The sequence below is a fragment of the Bradyrhizobium sp. DN3 genome (genome assembly GCF_041357655.1).
Lineage (GTDB): Bacteria > Pseudomonadota > Alphaproteobacteria > Rhizobiales > Xanthobacteraceae > Bradyrhizobium.
This window is the reverse complement of record NZ_JAULLN010000019.1, coordinates 86,648-99,293: the sequence shown is the minus strand read 5'-3', so window position 1 is coordinate 99,293 and position 12,646 is coordinate 86,648. Positions and strand designations below refer to the sequence as shown.

Below are 12,646 nucleotides of genomic sequence, written 5' to 3'. Positions count from 1 at the left end.
ATGACGTTCCTCAGCGTCGAGCAATCAGCAGGTCGGGCGTCCAGCACGTCGGGGATCGCGGTCGATTTCGTGCGTGACTGGCGGCGGGCCACATTGCGTCTGAGCGCAGGCCATCGCACCGCGTTCCAGCACGGCTGCTGGCTCGGCGCCTGGTATGAGGCGTTTCACGACCTCGCACCGCTGATCGCCGTGATTTCCGATGCCGCCACCGGCAAGGACATCGCACTTGTGCCGATGATCAGCCATCTCAGGCGCGGCATCCGCGTGGTCGAATTCGCCGATCTCGGCGTCTCCGACAACAACGCGCCGATCCTGTCGCTTGACGCGGATGCGACCGATGGCATCGGCAAGGCCTTGATCGACGCGCTGCGCGCCTTGCCCGACGGCTTCGATCTGCTGCGCCTGAGGAAGATGCCGGCCCAAATCGGCGGCAAGCCGAATCCGCTGGTGTCGCTCGGCCGGATCGGATCCTCCTCGCTCAACGGCAATCTCGTGCTGATGGGCGACGACTATGAAGATTACCAGGCCTCGATCAAGCGCATGCAGATGCCGCGCTGCTGGCGCGTCTTCAGCCGTCATGCCGGCGCGCGGTTCGAAATCGCCACGGATGTCGCCCGCGCGCATGAACTGCTGGACGTGATGGATCTCCAGCAGCAGGCGCGCATGCGAAAGCTCGGCTCGCCATTTGTGCTCAACGACGAGACCCATGCGCGGTTCTATCGCGAGGTCGCCCGCCAAGGCGTCGCGGAAGGCTACGCCGTCGTCTCGGCGCTGGTCTGCGACGACGGCGTCGTCGCCACCTCGCTCGGCGTCAGGCAAGGCGCGACTTACTACCTGCTGCGCATCAGTCACGCCGGCGAATCATGGTCGAGCTGCTCGCCGGGGCTGCTCGTCACCGAGCGCACCATCGCGGCGCTGCATGCACGGGGCGTGCGCCGTTTCGATCTCAGCATCGGCAACCAGGACTACAAGCGCCGCTTCGGCGCTCAGAAGGACCCGCTGACCGATGTCAGCGTCGCCCTGTCGTGGCGCGGTTTGCCGTATGCATGGCGTGACCATGCCGCGCAGGGCCTGCGCCGCCACCCCAGGCTCGCCGCCTTTGCGGCACGGGCGATGGGCAAGGGGACACGCTGAAGCGGCATTCCCGAACGAGAATGCCGCCCGCGATCGCATCAGCCGTGCAGCTTTTTCGCGGTCTCCGCAATCTGGCGTCCCTGATAGCGCGCGCCGGCGAGCTCGTTGGCACTGGGCTGGCGGCTGCCGTCGCCGCCGGTGATGGTGGTGGCGCCGTAGGGCGCGCCGCCGGTGACCTCGTCGAGCTTCATCTGGCCGGCGAAGCCATAGTTCATGCCGACGACGACCATGCCGAAATGCAGCAGGTTGGTGATGATCGAGAACAGCGTCGTCTCCTGCCCACCGTGCTGGGTCGCGCTTGAGGTGAACGCGCCGCCGACCTTGCCGTGCAGCGCGCCCTTGGCCCAGAGCCCGCCGGCCTGGTCGAGGAAGTTGGCCATCTGCGAGGCAATGCGGCCAAAGCGGGTGCCGGTGCCGACGATGATCGCGTCGTAATTGACGAGGTCTTCGATCTTGGCGATGGGGGCAGCCTGATCGAGCTTGTAATGGGAGGCTTTTGCGACCTCGGCCGGCACCAGCTCCGGCACGCGCTTGATATCGACAGTGGCGCCGGCCTCGCGCGCGCCTTCGGCGACGGCATTGGCCATCGCTTCGATGTGGCCATAGGCGGAATAATAGAGGACGAGAACTTTGGTCATCGGTGGTCTCCGTTGGATGACGAGGTGAGTTGTTTGTTCGTTTCCGGGCTTGCCCCGCCTGCGAGGCCGAAGCCTCTTCGGCGTGGCGTAGGCCCGGCATGACGAGTTGCTGTGTGGGGTCGGCGTTTACGCCGCATCGACGAGCACGAGCTCCGAATCTTCCAGAGCGGTGATCTTCAAGCTGTCCTCGTCGCGGATCGCGGCGCCATCGCGGGCGTTGACGCGCACGCCGTTGATCTCGACTGAACCTGCCGCGGGCACGAGGTAGAGGTGCCGTGATTTCTGCGGCTGGTATTCCGCGCTCTCGCCGGCCTTCATCGTGGTGGCGAGCACCCGCGCATCGGCGCGGATCGGCAGCGCGTCCGCATCGTCTTCGAAGCCGCTCGCGATGGTGACGAGCTTGCCGGAGCGGCCCGCCTTGGGGAACGGTTTCGAGCCCCAGGTCGGCTGACCGCCGCGTGAGGTCGGCTCGATCCAGATCTGGAAGATCCGCGTCCTGGTCGGCTCGAGATTGTACTCGGAGTGGCGGATGCCGCTGCCGGCGCTCATCACCTGCACGTCGCCCGCCTCGGTGCGTCCCTCGTTGCCGAGGCTGTCCTGATGGGTGATCGCGCCCTCGCGCACATAGGTGATGATCTCCATGTTGGCGTGGGGATGGGCGGGAAAGCCGGTGTTCGGCGCGATCTCGTCGTCATTCCACACCCGCAGCGCACCGTGCCCCATGTTGTTTGGGTCATAATGGCTGGCGAAGGAGAAATGGTGCTTGGCCTTGAGCCAGCCGTGATCGGCGCCGCCGAGCTTTGCGAAAGGTCTGAGTTCGATCATTTGCGTAATTCCTTGACTTGAACGGGGGTGGCGGTTCGGATCAGGCGCCGAACCCGCCGTCGACATTGAGCACGGTGCCGGTGACGAAGGAGGCCTCCGGGCTTGCGAGGAAGACGACGCCGGCGGCGATTTCTTCCGCGGTCCCGAAGCGTTGCAGTGCGTGCTGCTTGCGCTGCGCGTCGGCGAATTCACGATCGTCGTCGGGGTTCATGTCCGTGTTGATTGAGCCCGGCTGCAGCACGTTGACCGTGATGCCGCGCGGTCCGAGGTCGCGCGAAGCGCCCTTGGAGTAGCCGACGATCGCAGCCTTGGTCGCAGCGTAATCGGCGAGGCCAGGGAACGAAGCGCGTGTGGCAATACCGGAACCGATCGTGACGATGCGGCCGCCTTCGCCCATCAGCTTCGAGGCCGCGCGGATCGCGGCGATCACGCCGTGCACGTTGATGTCTTCCTGGCGGGCGAGCGCGGCGGTGTCGGTGGCGGCATCGTCGATCAACCCGCCGACGGCGACGCCGGCATTGTTGACGAGGATATCTAGCCGGCCGAAATCGCTGGCGACGCTCCTGACCAGTTGATCGACCTCCTTGGCCGAGGCCTGATCGGCCTTGTAGGCGCGGGCCTTGACGCCATGGGCCTTCAGGCCGGCGACGACGGCCTCCGCCTTATCGGGCGAAGCGACATAGCTGATGGCGACATCCGCGCCTTCATCGGCGAGTGCGCGGGCCGAAGCCGCGCCGATGCCGCGCGAGCCGCCGGTGACGAGGGCAACCTTGCCTGCGAGCTTCTTGGTCATTGGATTTCTCCAGTTCCTGAATGTCTGATGACCCCTTGGATAAGCCTCCGCCTGTGGTATAGAAATAGAAACTGTTGAAACGTATTGTTTCCCTAAATACACCGATTGGACCAAGGCCCATGGCAAAACTCCCCGATTTCGAGGCGCTCGCGGTTTTCGCAAAAGTCGTGGAATTACGGTCATTTGCGGGGGCCGCAAGCGAGCTCGCGATGTCCAAGGCGACGGTCTCCAAGGCGGTCACGCGGCTGGAGGAGCGGCTCGGCGCCCGCCTGTTCAACCGCACCTCGCGCCGGCTCGCGTTGACCGATGCCGGCCACAAGCTCGCCGAACGCGCGACGCGCCTGCTGGCCGATGGCGAAGCCGCGGAGAACGAAGCGCTGGCGCAATCGGTGGCACCGCGCGGGCTGGTCCGGCTCGCCGTGCCCATGACGTTCGGCATCAAGGCGGTGGCGCCATTGTTGCCGGAATTCTTTCAGGCCTATCCGGAAGTCTCGGTCGACCTGCATCTGAGCGATGCGACCGTCGACCTGATCGGCGAAGGATTTGACATGGCAGTGCGGATCGCGCGGCTGCCGGATTCCTCGCTGATCGCACGGCAGCTCTTCACCATGCCGCGCTATACCGTGGCCGCGCCGTCCTATCTTAGGCAGTACGGCCGGCCGACGCATCCGATGCATTTGGCCGAGCACAAATGCTTCAGCTACGCCTATCTCTCCACGCCGAACGTCTGGCACTACACCAATTCGGCCGGCGAGCAGGCCAGCGTGCGCCCGGGCGGCCAGCTCCGCGTCAACAATGGCGAAGCGGTGATGCCGGCGCTGATCGCAGGCCTCGGCATCGCCGAGCTTCCCGAGTTCATCGTCGGCGAGGCGATCTCCTCAGGCCAAGTCGAAGTGATCCTCAAGGACTGGAAACAGGCCGAAGGCGCCGTGCACCTGGTGACGCCGCCCGGCGGCCCGCGTCCCGCGCGCGTCGAGGCGCTCGGCGATTTCCTGGCCGCGAAGCTGCCGGGCACCTGCAAGCGGCGGCCACCTGGGAAAGCAAAGACGTCGTAGCGACCGGCTCCAACAACTTCGTCATTGCGAGCGCAGCGAAGCAATCCGGAGTGTCTCCGCGGAGAGATTCTGGATTGCTTCGTCGCAAGAGCTCCTCGCAATGACGGTAGACTAAGACACCTTCACGCCGTCGATCGCGACAATGCGCAAGCTTGGCTTCAGCGTCTCTTCCAGCTGCGACTTCAACTCGTGGACACGCGGGTCGCTCGAACGCTTCGCGCAAACCGCATATTGATGGACGGATTGTGCCAGTGCGCGCCGCGCTTCCGGTGTTCGCGTCATTTCGGGCGTTGAAAGTCGCAAGACGATCGCGGCGAGATTCACCAGCATCTCGTCCAAGGCAACGTCGATGGTCGCGAGTTTTCCCATGGCACACTCCTGGGAGGGCAACGGAGGCCTCAGGCATGCGTTCCGGGCTCGGCCGAACATGGCTAATGCTTCGTAAACATCTTGTTCTTGCCGATCGCGACGTTAGGCTGGCTGGCGAAACAAAGAAAATGAGGGGAGGGACCTGCCATGGATCGACGCGACGTCCTTCGCGCCGCTGCTACACTGCCGTTGTTGCGCGCTGCGTTACCTGACAAAGCCTTCGCCCAGACCTATCCCGTCCGCAACATCACCATGATCGTGCCGTTTCCGGCGGGCGGACAGGCCGATCTCGCGGCGCGCCCGGTGGCACAGGCGCTGGAGCGGGTCCTCGGCAAGCCCGTGATCGTCGACAACAGAGCCGGCGGTGGCGGCGGATCGGTCGGCAATGCCGCAGCGGCGCGCGCCGAGCCGGATGGCTACACGCTGCTGATGACGCTGTCCTCGCTCGCGGTGCTCCCAGAAGCCGACCGGCTGTTCGAGCGTCCAGTTGCTTACGAGGTCTCGCAGTTCATGCCGATCGCGCGCGTGCTCGCCGATCCCACGCTGCTCGCGGTGCCGGCCTCGGCGCCGTGGAAGACGGCGCAGGATTTCGTCGAGGACGCGAAGAAGCGCCCAGGCCAGATCACCTATGGCTCGTCCGGGCCCTACGGCACGCTGCACGTGGCGATGGAGATGTTCGCGAGCAGCGCCGGCATCAAGCTGCTGCACGTGCCGTTCCGCGGGGCAGGTCCCGCGCTGACCGCGATCCTCAGTGGTACCGTGCAGGCGATCGCTGCCGCACCCGGCACGCTGAAGCCGCAGGTCGACGGCGGCAAGCTGCGCGTGCTCGGCAATTGCGGCGCGCAGCGCATCGCGAGCTTCCCCGACGTGCCGACCTTTCAGGAGCTCGGCTACAGGGATGTCGAGATGTACATCTGGGCCGGCCTGTTCGCGCAAAGCGCGCTGCCGGCCCCGATCGCGACCCGTCTGCGCGAGGCGATGGCGCAGGTCATGACCAGTCCGGACGTGCTCAAATCGTTCGAGGCCTCGGGCAGTCTCGTGGCCTATCAGGATGCGCCGGCCTTCGCGCAATTCTTCGCGGCCGACAGCGCGCGGCTGATCGCGGCGGTGAAGAAGATCGGCAAGGTGGAGTAGGTTCCCGTCCCTCTCTCACATTTTGTTGTTGGCCCAGAACCTTCCCCCGCCTCATTGATTGAGGAGGTTTTGACGGATTCGGGAAGGATCGGGACATGCGAACAGAGCGGATTGCGCTGGGTGTGGCGCTCGCGATCGGCGGCATCGTCGCGCAGAACGCAGCATTCGCCCAGGAATATCGCGGCACGATGGAACAACAGATGGCCTGCACGCCTGATGTGTGGCGTCTGTGCAGCGATCAGATTCCCGACGTGAACCGTATCGTGGCCTGCTTGCAGCAGAACACGCCGCAGCTCTCGAGCGGCTGCCGTGCTGTGTTCCAATCGAACAACCAGGCCCAGCCGCAGCAGCCGGTGCCGCGCAACCGCGCCGCACCCCCGCCGCGCTACAACACCGCGCCGCCCCCTCCGCCGCGGCCCTATTATGACGAGGATGACTAAAGCGCGATGAGATTAGGATGAATCGTCATCGCGCTTTAGGTTGTTGTTTGAGCATGATCTTTTCGGAAAACCGCTACGCACTTTTCCGGATCATGCTTTAGCCTCGCTTAGGATCGGTGTTCGCAGACATCGACCCATTCGGCCGCGACCAGCTCGGCCATCCGGTCAGGGGTGATGCGCACGGCGCTGTGGGTCGAGCCCGCGGCTGGCACCACGACGTCGAACGCTTTCAGCGAGACGTCGCAATAGATCGGCAGCGGCGCCTTCAGTCCGAACGGACAGACGCCGCCGACCTCGTGGCCGGTGATCTCGGCGACCTCCTCCAGTCCCAGCATTTTCGGCTTGCCCCCGAACTGCGCCTTCACCTTCTTGTTGTCCATGCGCGAGGTGCCGGCAGCGACGATCAGGATCACGCGTTCGCCGATGCGCAACGACAGCGTCTTGGCGATGCGTCCCGGCTCGACGCCATAGGCTTCCGCCGCCAGCGTCACCGTGGCAGAGCTGATCGGGGATTCGATGACGGTAATGTCGGGGGCTTTCTCGGCGAAGAAATCGCGAACGGATTGAAGGCTCATTCCAAACAGCTCATTCCAAGCACATGGGCGGGCGGTGATCCCTAAGCGATTCCTGGTAGCTCGGAGAGCGCGCGGATGCGGTGATCCGGCGCGAAGCCGAGCTCGTCCATCTGGGTGCGGATCGCCTTGAACATCGTCAGCGGTGCCACGAGTTCGTTCTCGACGCAAGCCAGCGCCATGGCTTCGGGCGTCACCCGCTCGATCCAGGCGACCTTCAATCCGAACGATTTCGCGCCGGCGGCGTCCCAGGGATTGGAGGAGACGAACAGAACCTCGTTCGCCTTGGTGCCGAGCACCTCGCCGATCAGCTCATAGACGTCCGGGCTCGGCTTGAAGATTTTCTTCGCGTCGACGCTGATGGTGGCATCGAGCAGGGCGTCGAGGCCGGAATTGCGCACGAGCGCATTGAGCATGTCCGGACTGCCGTTCGAGAGGATGGCAAGCTTTCGCGGTCTCAGGGCCGCAAGCGCTGCCGTCGCATCCGGATAGAGGTCGAGGTGCAGATACTTCTCGATCACGCGCTCGAATGCGTCGTTCTCGTAAGCGATCCCAAGCACGCGCAGCGTATAGGCAAGCGAGTCGCGCGTGACAGTGGCAAAATCCTGGTAGCGCCGCATCAGCGAGCGCAACCAGGTGTATTCGAGCTGCTTGATACGCCAGACCTGCGTGATGATCTCGCCATAGCCTGGAAACGCATCCTCGGTGATCTCTGCGACCGACTGGATGTCGTAGAGCGTCCCGTAGGCGTCGAAGACGACGGCTTTGATGCTCATTGACCCCTCCCTTGGCTCGTTGCAGGCGCACGGACTATATCGGAACGGCCAGCTATCGTCGTTCTATATTCCGAGCCTCCCGCTGGGCGAAGACCCGGCTGAGCCTCGAGCTTCCGAGCGTGAGGGCTTCGGTCACCGGGATCGAAGCCCTCGATGCGCTACGGGCGATGAGTGAGCGGCTAGATTCCCAACAGCTTGCGCGCGTTGGCCTTCAGCACCTTCGGCCGGATCTCGTCGCGGATGTCGATCTTGGCAAAATCCGACAGCCAGCGATCCGGCGTGATCACCGGCCAGTCCGAGCCGAACAGCATCTTGTCCTGGAGGATCGAGTTGATGTAGCGCACCAGGATCGGCGGGAAATATTTCGGCGACCAGCCGGAGAGGTCGATATAGACGTTCGGCTTGTGGGTCGCGACCGACAGCGCCTCCTCCTGCCAGGGGAAGGAGGGGTGCGCGAGGATGATCTTGAGGTCGGGAAAATCGGCCGCGACATCGTCCATGTACATCGGGTTGGAATATTTCAGCCGCATGCCCATGCCGCCGGGCATGCCGGAGCCGACGCCGGTCTGGCCGGTGTGGAACAGCGCGATCGCCCCGCCATTGTTGATCTCTTCATAGAGCGGATAGGCCATGCGGTCGTTGGCGTAGAAGCCCTGCATGGTCGGGTGGAATTTGAAGCCGCGCACCCCGTATTCCTCGATCAGCTTGCGTGCTTCGCGGGCGCCCAGCTTGCCCTTGTGCGGATCGATCGAGACGAAGGGGATGAGGACGTCGAGATGGTCGGAGGCGACCTCCAGCATCTCGTAATTGTTGTAGCGGCGGAAGCCGGTCTCGCGCTCGGCGTCGACCGGGAAGATCACGGCGGCGATGTTCTTGGAGCGGTAGTACGCCGCGGTCTCCGGCACCGTTGGCGGATGCTTGTTGGGCGACTTGAAATACTCCGCCATCTGCGCCTGGAAATCGTCATAGCCGTCGTCGGCATGGCAGCCGCAGGGCTCCTCGGCGTGGGTGTGGATGTCGATGGCGACGACATCGTCGATGTTGGGCAGCTTCAGCTTTGGCATGGGTTTCCTCCCGACGGGTTGCCAAATTGATTATATCATATAACGAATTTGGCAAGGCGCTGCCGTAGGTTCTCGTTCGGCAGATCGGGCCGATCCGGCCGTTTCTACTGTGCATGGGGTTGTTTTCGCAAATTTTGCTGGTCCGGAACGGGGCAGTTAACATTGACATCACCTCCCGCAATGCCTTAAGAACCGCCCCGTCCCGGGCGGTCATCCGCCAGCGGGAAAAATCTCATTTTGCCATATTCGCGCGTGCCGAAACGGTAGTGCCGAACACGGCCTTTCGAACGTTCAGGATTCTGCCATGAAGGTCCGTAACTCGCTGAAATCGTTGCGCGGTCGCCATCGCGCCAACCGCCTGGTCCGCCGCAAGGGCCGGGTCTATGTGATCAACAAGGTGCAGCGCCGCTTCAAGGCGCGTCAGGGCTGATCTCGCCCTCCAGGACGCCTTCGCGCTCCGCAAGACCACGGTCTCACACGAGTTTGACGCCGCCCTGCTTTGCAAGGGCGGCTTTGCGCGTTTAGACTTTGCCCATGGCACTGAGATTCCTCTGCGCGCCCACCCTGTGTCTGGCCCTGGTCCTGGGGACCGCCGGCTTCGCCCCGGCGCTGGCGCAGCAGATTGAGCCGCCGCCTCCGCCCGGCCAGCAGAAGAAGCTGCCGGAAGCGCCGGCCAAGCTGCCCAAGGTCGACCGCACCAAGAATCTCGATTTTCTGTTCGGCGCGCTGAAGGCAGCGCCCGACGAGACCAGCGCCAAGCATGTCGAGGCGCGGATCTGGGCGATCTGGCTCCAGACCCCGAGCGACACCGCGGCACTGTTGATGTCGCGCGCCAAGACCGCGGTCGAGGCGCAGAAGATCGATGTCGCGATCAAGCTGCTGGATTCGATCATCAAGCTCAGGCCCGACTATATCGAGGCCTGGAACCGGCGCGCCACGCTCTATTACATGCAGAACGATTATGGCCGCTCACTCGCCGACATCCAGCAAGTGCTGATCCGCGAACCGCGCCATTTCGGTGCGCTCGCAGGGCTCGGCATGATCATGCAGGAGGTCGGCAACGAGAAGCGCGCGCTGGAAGCCTACCGCAAGGCGCTCGCCGTCAATCCGCACCTCGAGAAGATCCCCGACCAGGTCAAGGCGCTGACCGAGAAGGTCGAAGGCCGCGACATCTAGCCTATAACTCGATCATTTCTTGAGCGATCGCGGCCGGCGTGGATTAACCACGATCGCAGGCGTCGCGTCGCGAGGGCTATTGCCGGGGCTGCCGCAGGCCTACCTGCATGGCAGGAGCAAAAGCCATGAAGCGTTTGATCTTTGCAGGTAGCTTGCTGCTCGCGTCCGGGACGGTGAGCCTTGCCGACGGATTGTTCTGGGTGGTCGGCAACCGCGCCACCGGCAAATGCGATATCGTGACCAGCAATCCCGTGATCATCGGCGATATCTGGTTCGGTGACGGCCCCTACAAATCCAAGGCCGACGCCAAGCTTGCCCGTTCGACGATCCGCGCCTGTCCCGCGGTCACGCCCGACGAGGAGAAGGACGAGGACGGGTCGAACTAAGTCGCTTGCACCTGGTGCAGGACACCTAGTGCAGGACGCTGCCGCCGCGCTCGGTGAGGCCGCGATCGGCGACCGCGGCGTAAGCCTTTGCAAGCTCAGCTTCGAGATGTTCGTTGATCAGGAGCAGCGCCCGCACGGCACCGCGCAGGTCGCCGCTGCAGCTCGCGACGATCTCGTCGATCGCAGTGTCGTTCGATCTGAAGCTCATCGAAAATCCTCCGGTTCAAACCAGGAAAAAATCCTGCCGGTCTTTCCCGCATCCCCGAGGCTGCGAGGAGGATCGGCGCCCACCCGCGCCTAGATGGCCGAACCGACCATGGCGATTATATGGAAGCCGCGATGACGACTGCATGAAGCTGGTCCGAGGCTTGCGTGTCGCCAAGGAATATTGTTGATTCCGTTGGGTTTTTACGTTCCCTAATTGTGCACATATCCACAGCCCCGCTGTTTCCGGTGGAAGCCCTGAAGCCGACTGAGCGAAACTGCCGTGTGCCAAGACCCGTAACTGCCCTGTGCCCAGGACCGCCCGGATTCGCTCAATGATCGTGATGTCAGTCGTGACGGCGCTGGTTCTGCTGGCGCTGGCCACGCAGGCCGGAATCCTCGTCGTGCAGCGCGCCTATCCGCCGCAGGGCCGGATGATCGAGGTCGACGGCGCGGTGCTTCACGTCGTCGATCTCGGCCCGCGCAATGCTGGCCTGCCGATCGTCATGCTGCACGGGGCAAGCTCCAATCTCGAAGCGATGCGGCGGCCGCTCGGTGATCTCCTCGCCAGGGATCATCGCGTCATTCTGATCGACCGTCCCGGCCATGGCTGGAGCACGCGTGTCCGGCGGCAGGATTCGACGCCGCAGATCCAGGCGCGGATGATCGATGATGCGCTTCAGAAGCTCGGGATCGACCGCGCGGTCTTCGTGGTGCATTCCTGGAGCGGCGCCCTCGGCGCGCGGATCGCGCTCGATCACCCGTACCGCGTCGCTGGCCTCGTGATGCTCGCGCCCGTCACTCATCCCTGGCGCGGCGGCGTCGGTCGCTACAACGAGATCATCGCAACGCCCGTGATCGGTCCGCTGCTCGCCTACACGATCACGCTGCCGCTCGGCTACGTCCTCACTGAATCCGGCGCGCGCAACGTCTTCCTGCCGCAAGTCATGCCGGACGGCTTCGTCAAGGACTCCGCGACGCCGCTGCTGTTGCGTCCGCGCGAGTTCATCGCCAATGCCTATGATCTGGTGACGCTGAAGGAAGCGGTTGCTGCGCAAGTCGCGCGTTATGGCGAGATATCGGCGCCGGTCACGATCATCGCCGGCGAGCCCGACAAGACCGTGTCGACCGGCATCCACGCGCGCCCCTTTGCCGCGATCGTGCCGAATGCGAAGCTGATCGTGCTGCCCGATCTCGGCCACATGGTGCAGAACGCCGTACCGGATGTCGTGAAGGCGGAGATCGAGACGATGATCGGGAAGATCGTCCAGGCGCAGGCGGCCGCCGATTAAAGCGTTTTCGAGCGAAGTGGATACCGGTTCGCGGGAAGGAAACGCGTCAAAACAAGAAGCTAGAGCTTCGGTTCTGATTCAATCAGAACCGAAGTTTTAGCGGCCGCCTTTTCCCGCCTATTGCTTGATCTTCCCGTCCTTGTCGAACTGCGAGACATAGGCCCAGAGATTGTTGATCTCGGTCTCGTTCTTGATGCCGGCGAACGCCATCTTGGTGCCGGGAATCTTGGCCTTGGGATCCTTGATGTATTCCTTGAAGGTCGGCTCGTCCCAGGTGATGCCGGAATTCTTGTTCGCATCCGAGTAGTTGTAGTCCGGAGCGGTGCCCGACTTGCGGCCGTTGAGGCCGTTGAGTTCGGGGCCGACCTTGTTCTTGGCGCCTTCGCCGATTGCGTGGCAGGCCAGGCATTTGTTGAACGATGTCTTGCCGGCCGCGACATCCTGCGCCATCGCGGCGGGTGCGGTGGCAATCACGGTGAGGATCGTCAGTGCGCCAAAAGTCAGTTTTGTCATCGGGTGCTCTTCGTCTCTTCCCTGGTGGGTCTAGTCAGTCTCTTGCCTGAGCGGCAATTGTCGGACCTGCCGGTTTTGGCAGGCCTGCCCGGCTTGGACAAGCCGCCAGACCATGACAGGTTTCACGATTTCCTACTTGTCCCAGAGCGAACTCGCTGGCGATTGCGGATCCGACTTTCGGATGGCCTACCCAAACACCCCCGGACGTGGTTGATTTACCGCGACAAATTGGACTGTGCGGCGTGAGCCGGAAGGATATGCCATGAAGGATTTGA

17 protein-coding genes are annotated in these 12,646 nt (G+C 63.6%); 8 read left to right on the top strand and 9 right to left on the bottom strand.

Annotated elements, in window-relative coordinates; all coding sequences use genetic code 11:
- Positions 1-1,134, top strand: coding sequence for a GNAT family N-acetyltransferase (locus AAE027_RS26245; RefSeq protein ID WP_370986372.1), 1,134 nt, complete (start codon positions 1-3; stop codon positions 1,132-1,134).
- A gap of 38 nt (positions 1,135-1,172) precedes the next feature.
- Here AAE027_RS26245 and wrbA read toward each other — a convergent pair whose 3' ends face one another.
- The 3 genes from wrbA to AAE027_RS26230 all read right to left on the bottom strand — a co-directional run bounded on the left by wrbA (position 1,173) and on the right by AAE027_RS26230 (position 3,390).
- The gene (gene wrbA / locus AAE027_RS26240) at positions 1,173-1,772 is read right to left on the bottom strand and encodes an NAD(P)H:quinone oxidoreductase (protein WP_370986371.1); all 600 of its coding nucleotides are present in this window, start codon (positions 1,770-1,772) and stop codon (positions 1,173-1,175) included.
- 126 nt (positions 1,773-1,898) lie between these two features.
- On the bottom strand, positions 1,899-2,597 hold the full coding sequence (locus tag AAE027_RS26235) for a pirin family protein (RefSeq protein WP_370986370.1): 699 nt from the start codon (positions 2,595-2,597) through the stop codon (positions 1,899-1,901).
- A 40-nt stretch (positions 2,598-2,637) separates the two neighbouring features.
- Positions 2,638-3,390 carry an SDR family NAD(P)-dependent oxidoreductase gene (locus AAE027_RS26230; protein ID WP_370986369.1) on the bottom strand — a complete coding sequence of 251 codons (753 nt, stop codon included), beginning with the start codon at positions 3,388-3,390 and terminating at the stop codon, positions 2,638-2,640.
- Positions 3,391-3,509: 119 nt separating this feature from the next.
- Here AAE027_RS26230 and AAE027_RS26225 point away from each other — a divergent pair, with 119 nt between their 5' ends.
- Positions 3,510-4,445, top strand: a complete 936-nt coding sequence (locus tag AAE027_RS26225; protein WP_370986368.1) for a LysR family transcriptional regulator — start codon at positions 3,510-3,512, stop codon at positions 4,443-4,445.
- Between the two features lie 111 nt (positions 4,446-4,556).
- Here AAE027_RS26225 and AAE027_RS26220 read toward each other — a convergent pair whose 3' ends face one another.
- Positions 4,557-4,814 (bottom strand): hypothetical protein, encoded by a 258-nt coding sequence (locus AAE027_RS26220; protein ID WP_091886990.1) that lies wholly within the window; start codon positions 4,812-4,814, stop codon positions 4,557-4,559.
- A gap of 147 nt (positions 4,815-4,961) precedes the next feature.
- Between AAE027_RS26220 and AAE027_RS26215 the strand changes: the two genes are divergently transcribed.
- Together AAE027_RS26215 and AAE027_RS26210 are read left to right on the top strand one after the other, a co-directional pair.
- Positions 4,962-5,948 carry a tripartite tricarboxylate transporter substrate binding protein gene (locus AAE027_RS26215; protein WP_370986367.1) on the top strand — a complete coding sequence of 329 codons (987 nt, stop codon included), beginning with the start codon at positions 4,962-4,964 and terminating at the stop codon, positions 5,946-5,948.
- Between the two features lie 95 nt (positions 5,949-6,043).
- Positions 6,044-6,388, top strand: a complete 345-nt coding sequence (locus tag AAE027_RS26210; RefSeq protein WP_091887079.1) for a hypothetical protein — start codon at positions 6,044-6,046, stop codon at positions 6,386-6,388.
- 107 nt (positions 6,389-6,495) lie between these two features.
- Here AAE027_RS26210 and AAE027_RS26205 read toward each other — a convergent pair whose 3' ends face one another.
- The 3 genes from AAE027_RS26205 to AAE027_RS26195 form a co-directional block, all read right to left on the bottom strand.
- Positions 6,496-6,963 (bottom strand): YbaK/EbsC family protein, encoded by a 468-nt coding sequence (locus AAE027_RS26205; RefSeq protein ID WP_370986366.1) that lies wholly within the window; start codon positions 6,961-6,963, stop codon positions 6,496-6,498.
- A gap of 41 nt (positions 6,964-7,004) precedes the next feature.
- The gene (locus AAE027_RS26200) at positions 7,005-7,736 is read right to left on the bottom strand and encodes a haloacid dehalogenase type II (RefSeq protein ID WP_370986365.1); all 732 of its coding nucleotides are present in this window, start codon (positions 7,734-7,736) and stop codon (positions 7,005-7,007) included.
- A 179-nt stretch (positions 7,737-7,915) separates the two neighbouring features.
- The gene (locus AAE027_RS26195; protein ID WP_011090280.1) at positions 7,916-8,800 is read right to left on the bottom strand and encodes a 4-hydroxyphenyl-beta-ketoacyl-CoA hydrolase; all 885 of its coding nucleotides are present in this window, start codon (positions 8,798-8,800) and stop codon (positions 7,916-7,918) included.
- Between the two features lie 304 nt (positions 8,801-9,104).
- Between AAE027_RS26195 and ykgO the strand changes: the two genes are divergently transcribed.
- From ykgO to AAE027_RS26180, 3 genes are all read left to right on the top strand, one after another.
- Entirely contained in the window at positions 9,105-9,230 is a 126-nt protein-coding gene (ykgO, locus tag AAE027_RS26190) for a type B 50S ribosomal protein L36 (RefSeq protein ID WP_006611362.1), read from the top strand.
- A gap of 104 nt (positions 9,231-9,334) precedes the next feature.
- On the top strand, positions 9,335-9,976 hold the full coding sequence (locus AAE027_RS26185) for a tetratricopeptide repeat protein (RefSeq protein WP_370986363.1): 642 nt from the start codon (positions 9,335-9,337) through the stop codon (positions 9,974-9,976).
- A gap of 125 nt (positions 9,977-10,101) precedes the next feature.
- Entirely contained in the window at positions 10,102-10,362 is a 261-nt protein-coding gene (locus tag AAE027_RS26180) for a hypothetical protein (RefSeq protein ID WP_091886980.1), read from the top strand.
- 25 nt (positions 10,363-10,387) lie between these two features.
- Here the strand turns inward: AAE027_RS26180 and AAE027_RS26175 are convergent, their stop codons facing one another.
- Positions 10,388-10,570: a hypothetical protein gene (locus AAE027_RS26175; protein ID WP_091886978.1), complete on the bottom strand. Its 183-nt coding sequence runs from the start codon at positions 10,568-10,570 to the stop codon at positions 10,388-10,390.
- A 331-nt stretch (positions 10,571-10,901) separates the two neighbouring features.
- Between AAE027_RS26175 and AAE027_RS26170 the strand changes: the two genes are divergently transcribed.
- A complete protein-coding gene (locus AAE027_RS26170; RefSeq protein WP_370986362.1) occupies positions 10,902-11,858 on the top strand; it encodes an alpha/beta fold hydrolase in 957 nt (318 codons plus the stop codon).
- Positions 11,859-11,975: 117 nt separating this feature from the next.
- On the opposite strand, the gene cycA is transcribed toward AAE027_RS26170, so the two are convergent.
- Complete coding sequence (gene cycA / locus AAE027_RS26165; protein WP_091886974.1) at positions 11,976-12,371, bottom strand: cytochrome c-550 CycA; 396 nt, start codon at positions 12,369-12,371, stop codon at positions 11,976-11,978.
- Positions 12,372-12,646 lie beyond the last annotated feature (275 nt).

What these genes read in the sequence shown, in the direction of transcription:
- AAE027_RS26235 (WP_370986370.1), bottom strand. Translation starts at nt 2,597, where the DNA reads ATGATCGAACTCAGACCTTTCGCAAAGCTCGGCGGCGCCGATCACGGC.
- ykgO (WP_006611362.1), top strand. Translation starts at nt 9,105, where the DNA reads ATGAAGGTCCGTAACTCGCTGAAATCGTTGCGCGGTCGCCATCGCGCC.
- AAE027_RS26215 (WP_370986367.1), top strand. Translation starts at nt 4,962, where the DNA reads ATGGATCGACGCGACGTCCTTCGCGCCGCTGCTACACTGCCGTTGTTG.
- AAE027_RS26195 (WP_011090280.1), bottom strand. Translation starts at nt 8,800, where the DNA reads ATGCCAAAGCTGAAGCTGCCCAACATCGACGATGTCGTCGCCATCGAC.
- AAE027_RS26170 (WP_370986362.1), top strand. Translation starts at nt 10,902, where the DNA reads ATGATCGTGATGTCAGTCGTGACGGCGCTGGTTCTGCTGGCGCTGGCC.
- wrbA (WP_370986371.1), bottom strand. Translation starts at nt 1,772, where the DNA reads ATGACCAAAGTTCTCGTCCTCTATTATTCCGCCTATGGCCACATCGAA.
- AAE027_RS26245 (WP_370986372.1), top strand. Translation starts at nt 1, where the DNA reads ATGACGTTCCTCAGCGTCGAGCAATCAGCAGGTCGGGCGTCCAGCACG.
- AAE027_RS26210 (WP_091887079.1), top strand. Translation starts at nt 6,044, where the DNA reads ATGCGAACAGAGCGGATTGCGCTGGGTGTGGCGCTCGCGATCGGCGGC.
- AAE027_RS26230 (WP_370986369.1), bottom strand. Translation starts at nt 3,390, where the DNA reads ATGACCAAGAAGCTCGCAGGCAAGGTTGCCCTCGTCACCGGCGGCTCG.
- cycA (WP_091886974.1), bottom strand. Translation starts at nt 12,371, where the DNA reads ATGACAAAACTGACTTTTGGCGCACTGACGATCCTCACCGTGATTGCC.
- AAE027_RS26225 (WP_370986368.1), top strand. Translation starts at nt 3,510, where the DNA reads ATGGCAAAACTCCCCGATTTCGAGGCGCTCGCGGTTTTCGCAAAAGTC.
- AAE027_RS26185 (WP_370986363.1), top strand. Translation starts at nt 9,335, where the DNA reads ATGGCACTGAGATTCCTCTGCGCGCCCACCCTGTGTCTGGCCCTGGTC.
- AAE027_RS26180 (WP_091886980.1), top strand. Translation starts at nt 10,102, where the DNA reads ATGAAGCGTTTGATCTTTGCAGGTAGCTTGCTGCTCGCGTCCGGGACG.
- AAE027_RS26220 (WP_091886990.1), bottom strand. Translation starts at nt 4,814, where the DNA reads ATGGGAAAACTCGCGACCATCGACGTTGCCTTGGACGAGATGCTGGTG.
- AAE027_RS26175 (WP_091886978.1), bottom strand. Translation starts at nt 10,570, where the DNA reads ATGAGCTTCAGATCGAACGACACTGCGATCGACGAGATCGTCGCGAGC.
- AAE027_RS26205 (WP_370986366.1), bottom strand. Translation starts at nt 6,963, where the DNA reads ATGAGCCTTCAATCCGTTCGCGATTTCTTCGCCGAGAAAGCCCCCGAC.
- AAE027_RS26200 (WP_370986365.1), bottom strand. Translation starts at nt 7,736, where the DNA reads ATGAGCATCAAAGCCGTCGTCTTCGACGCCTACGGGACGCTCTACGAC.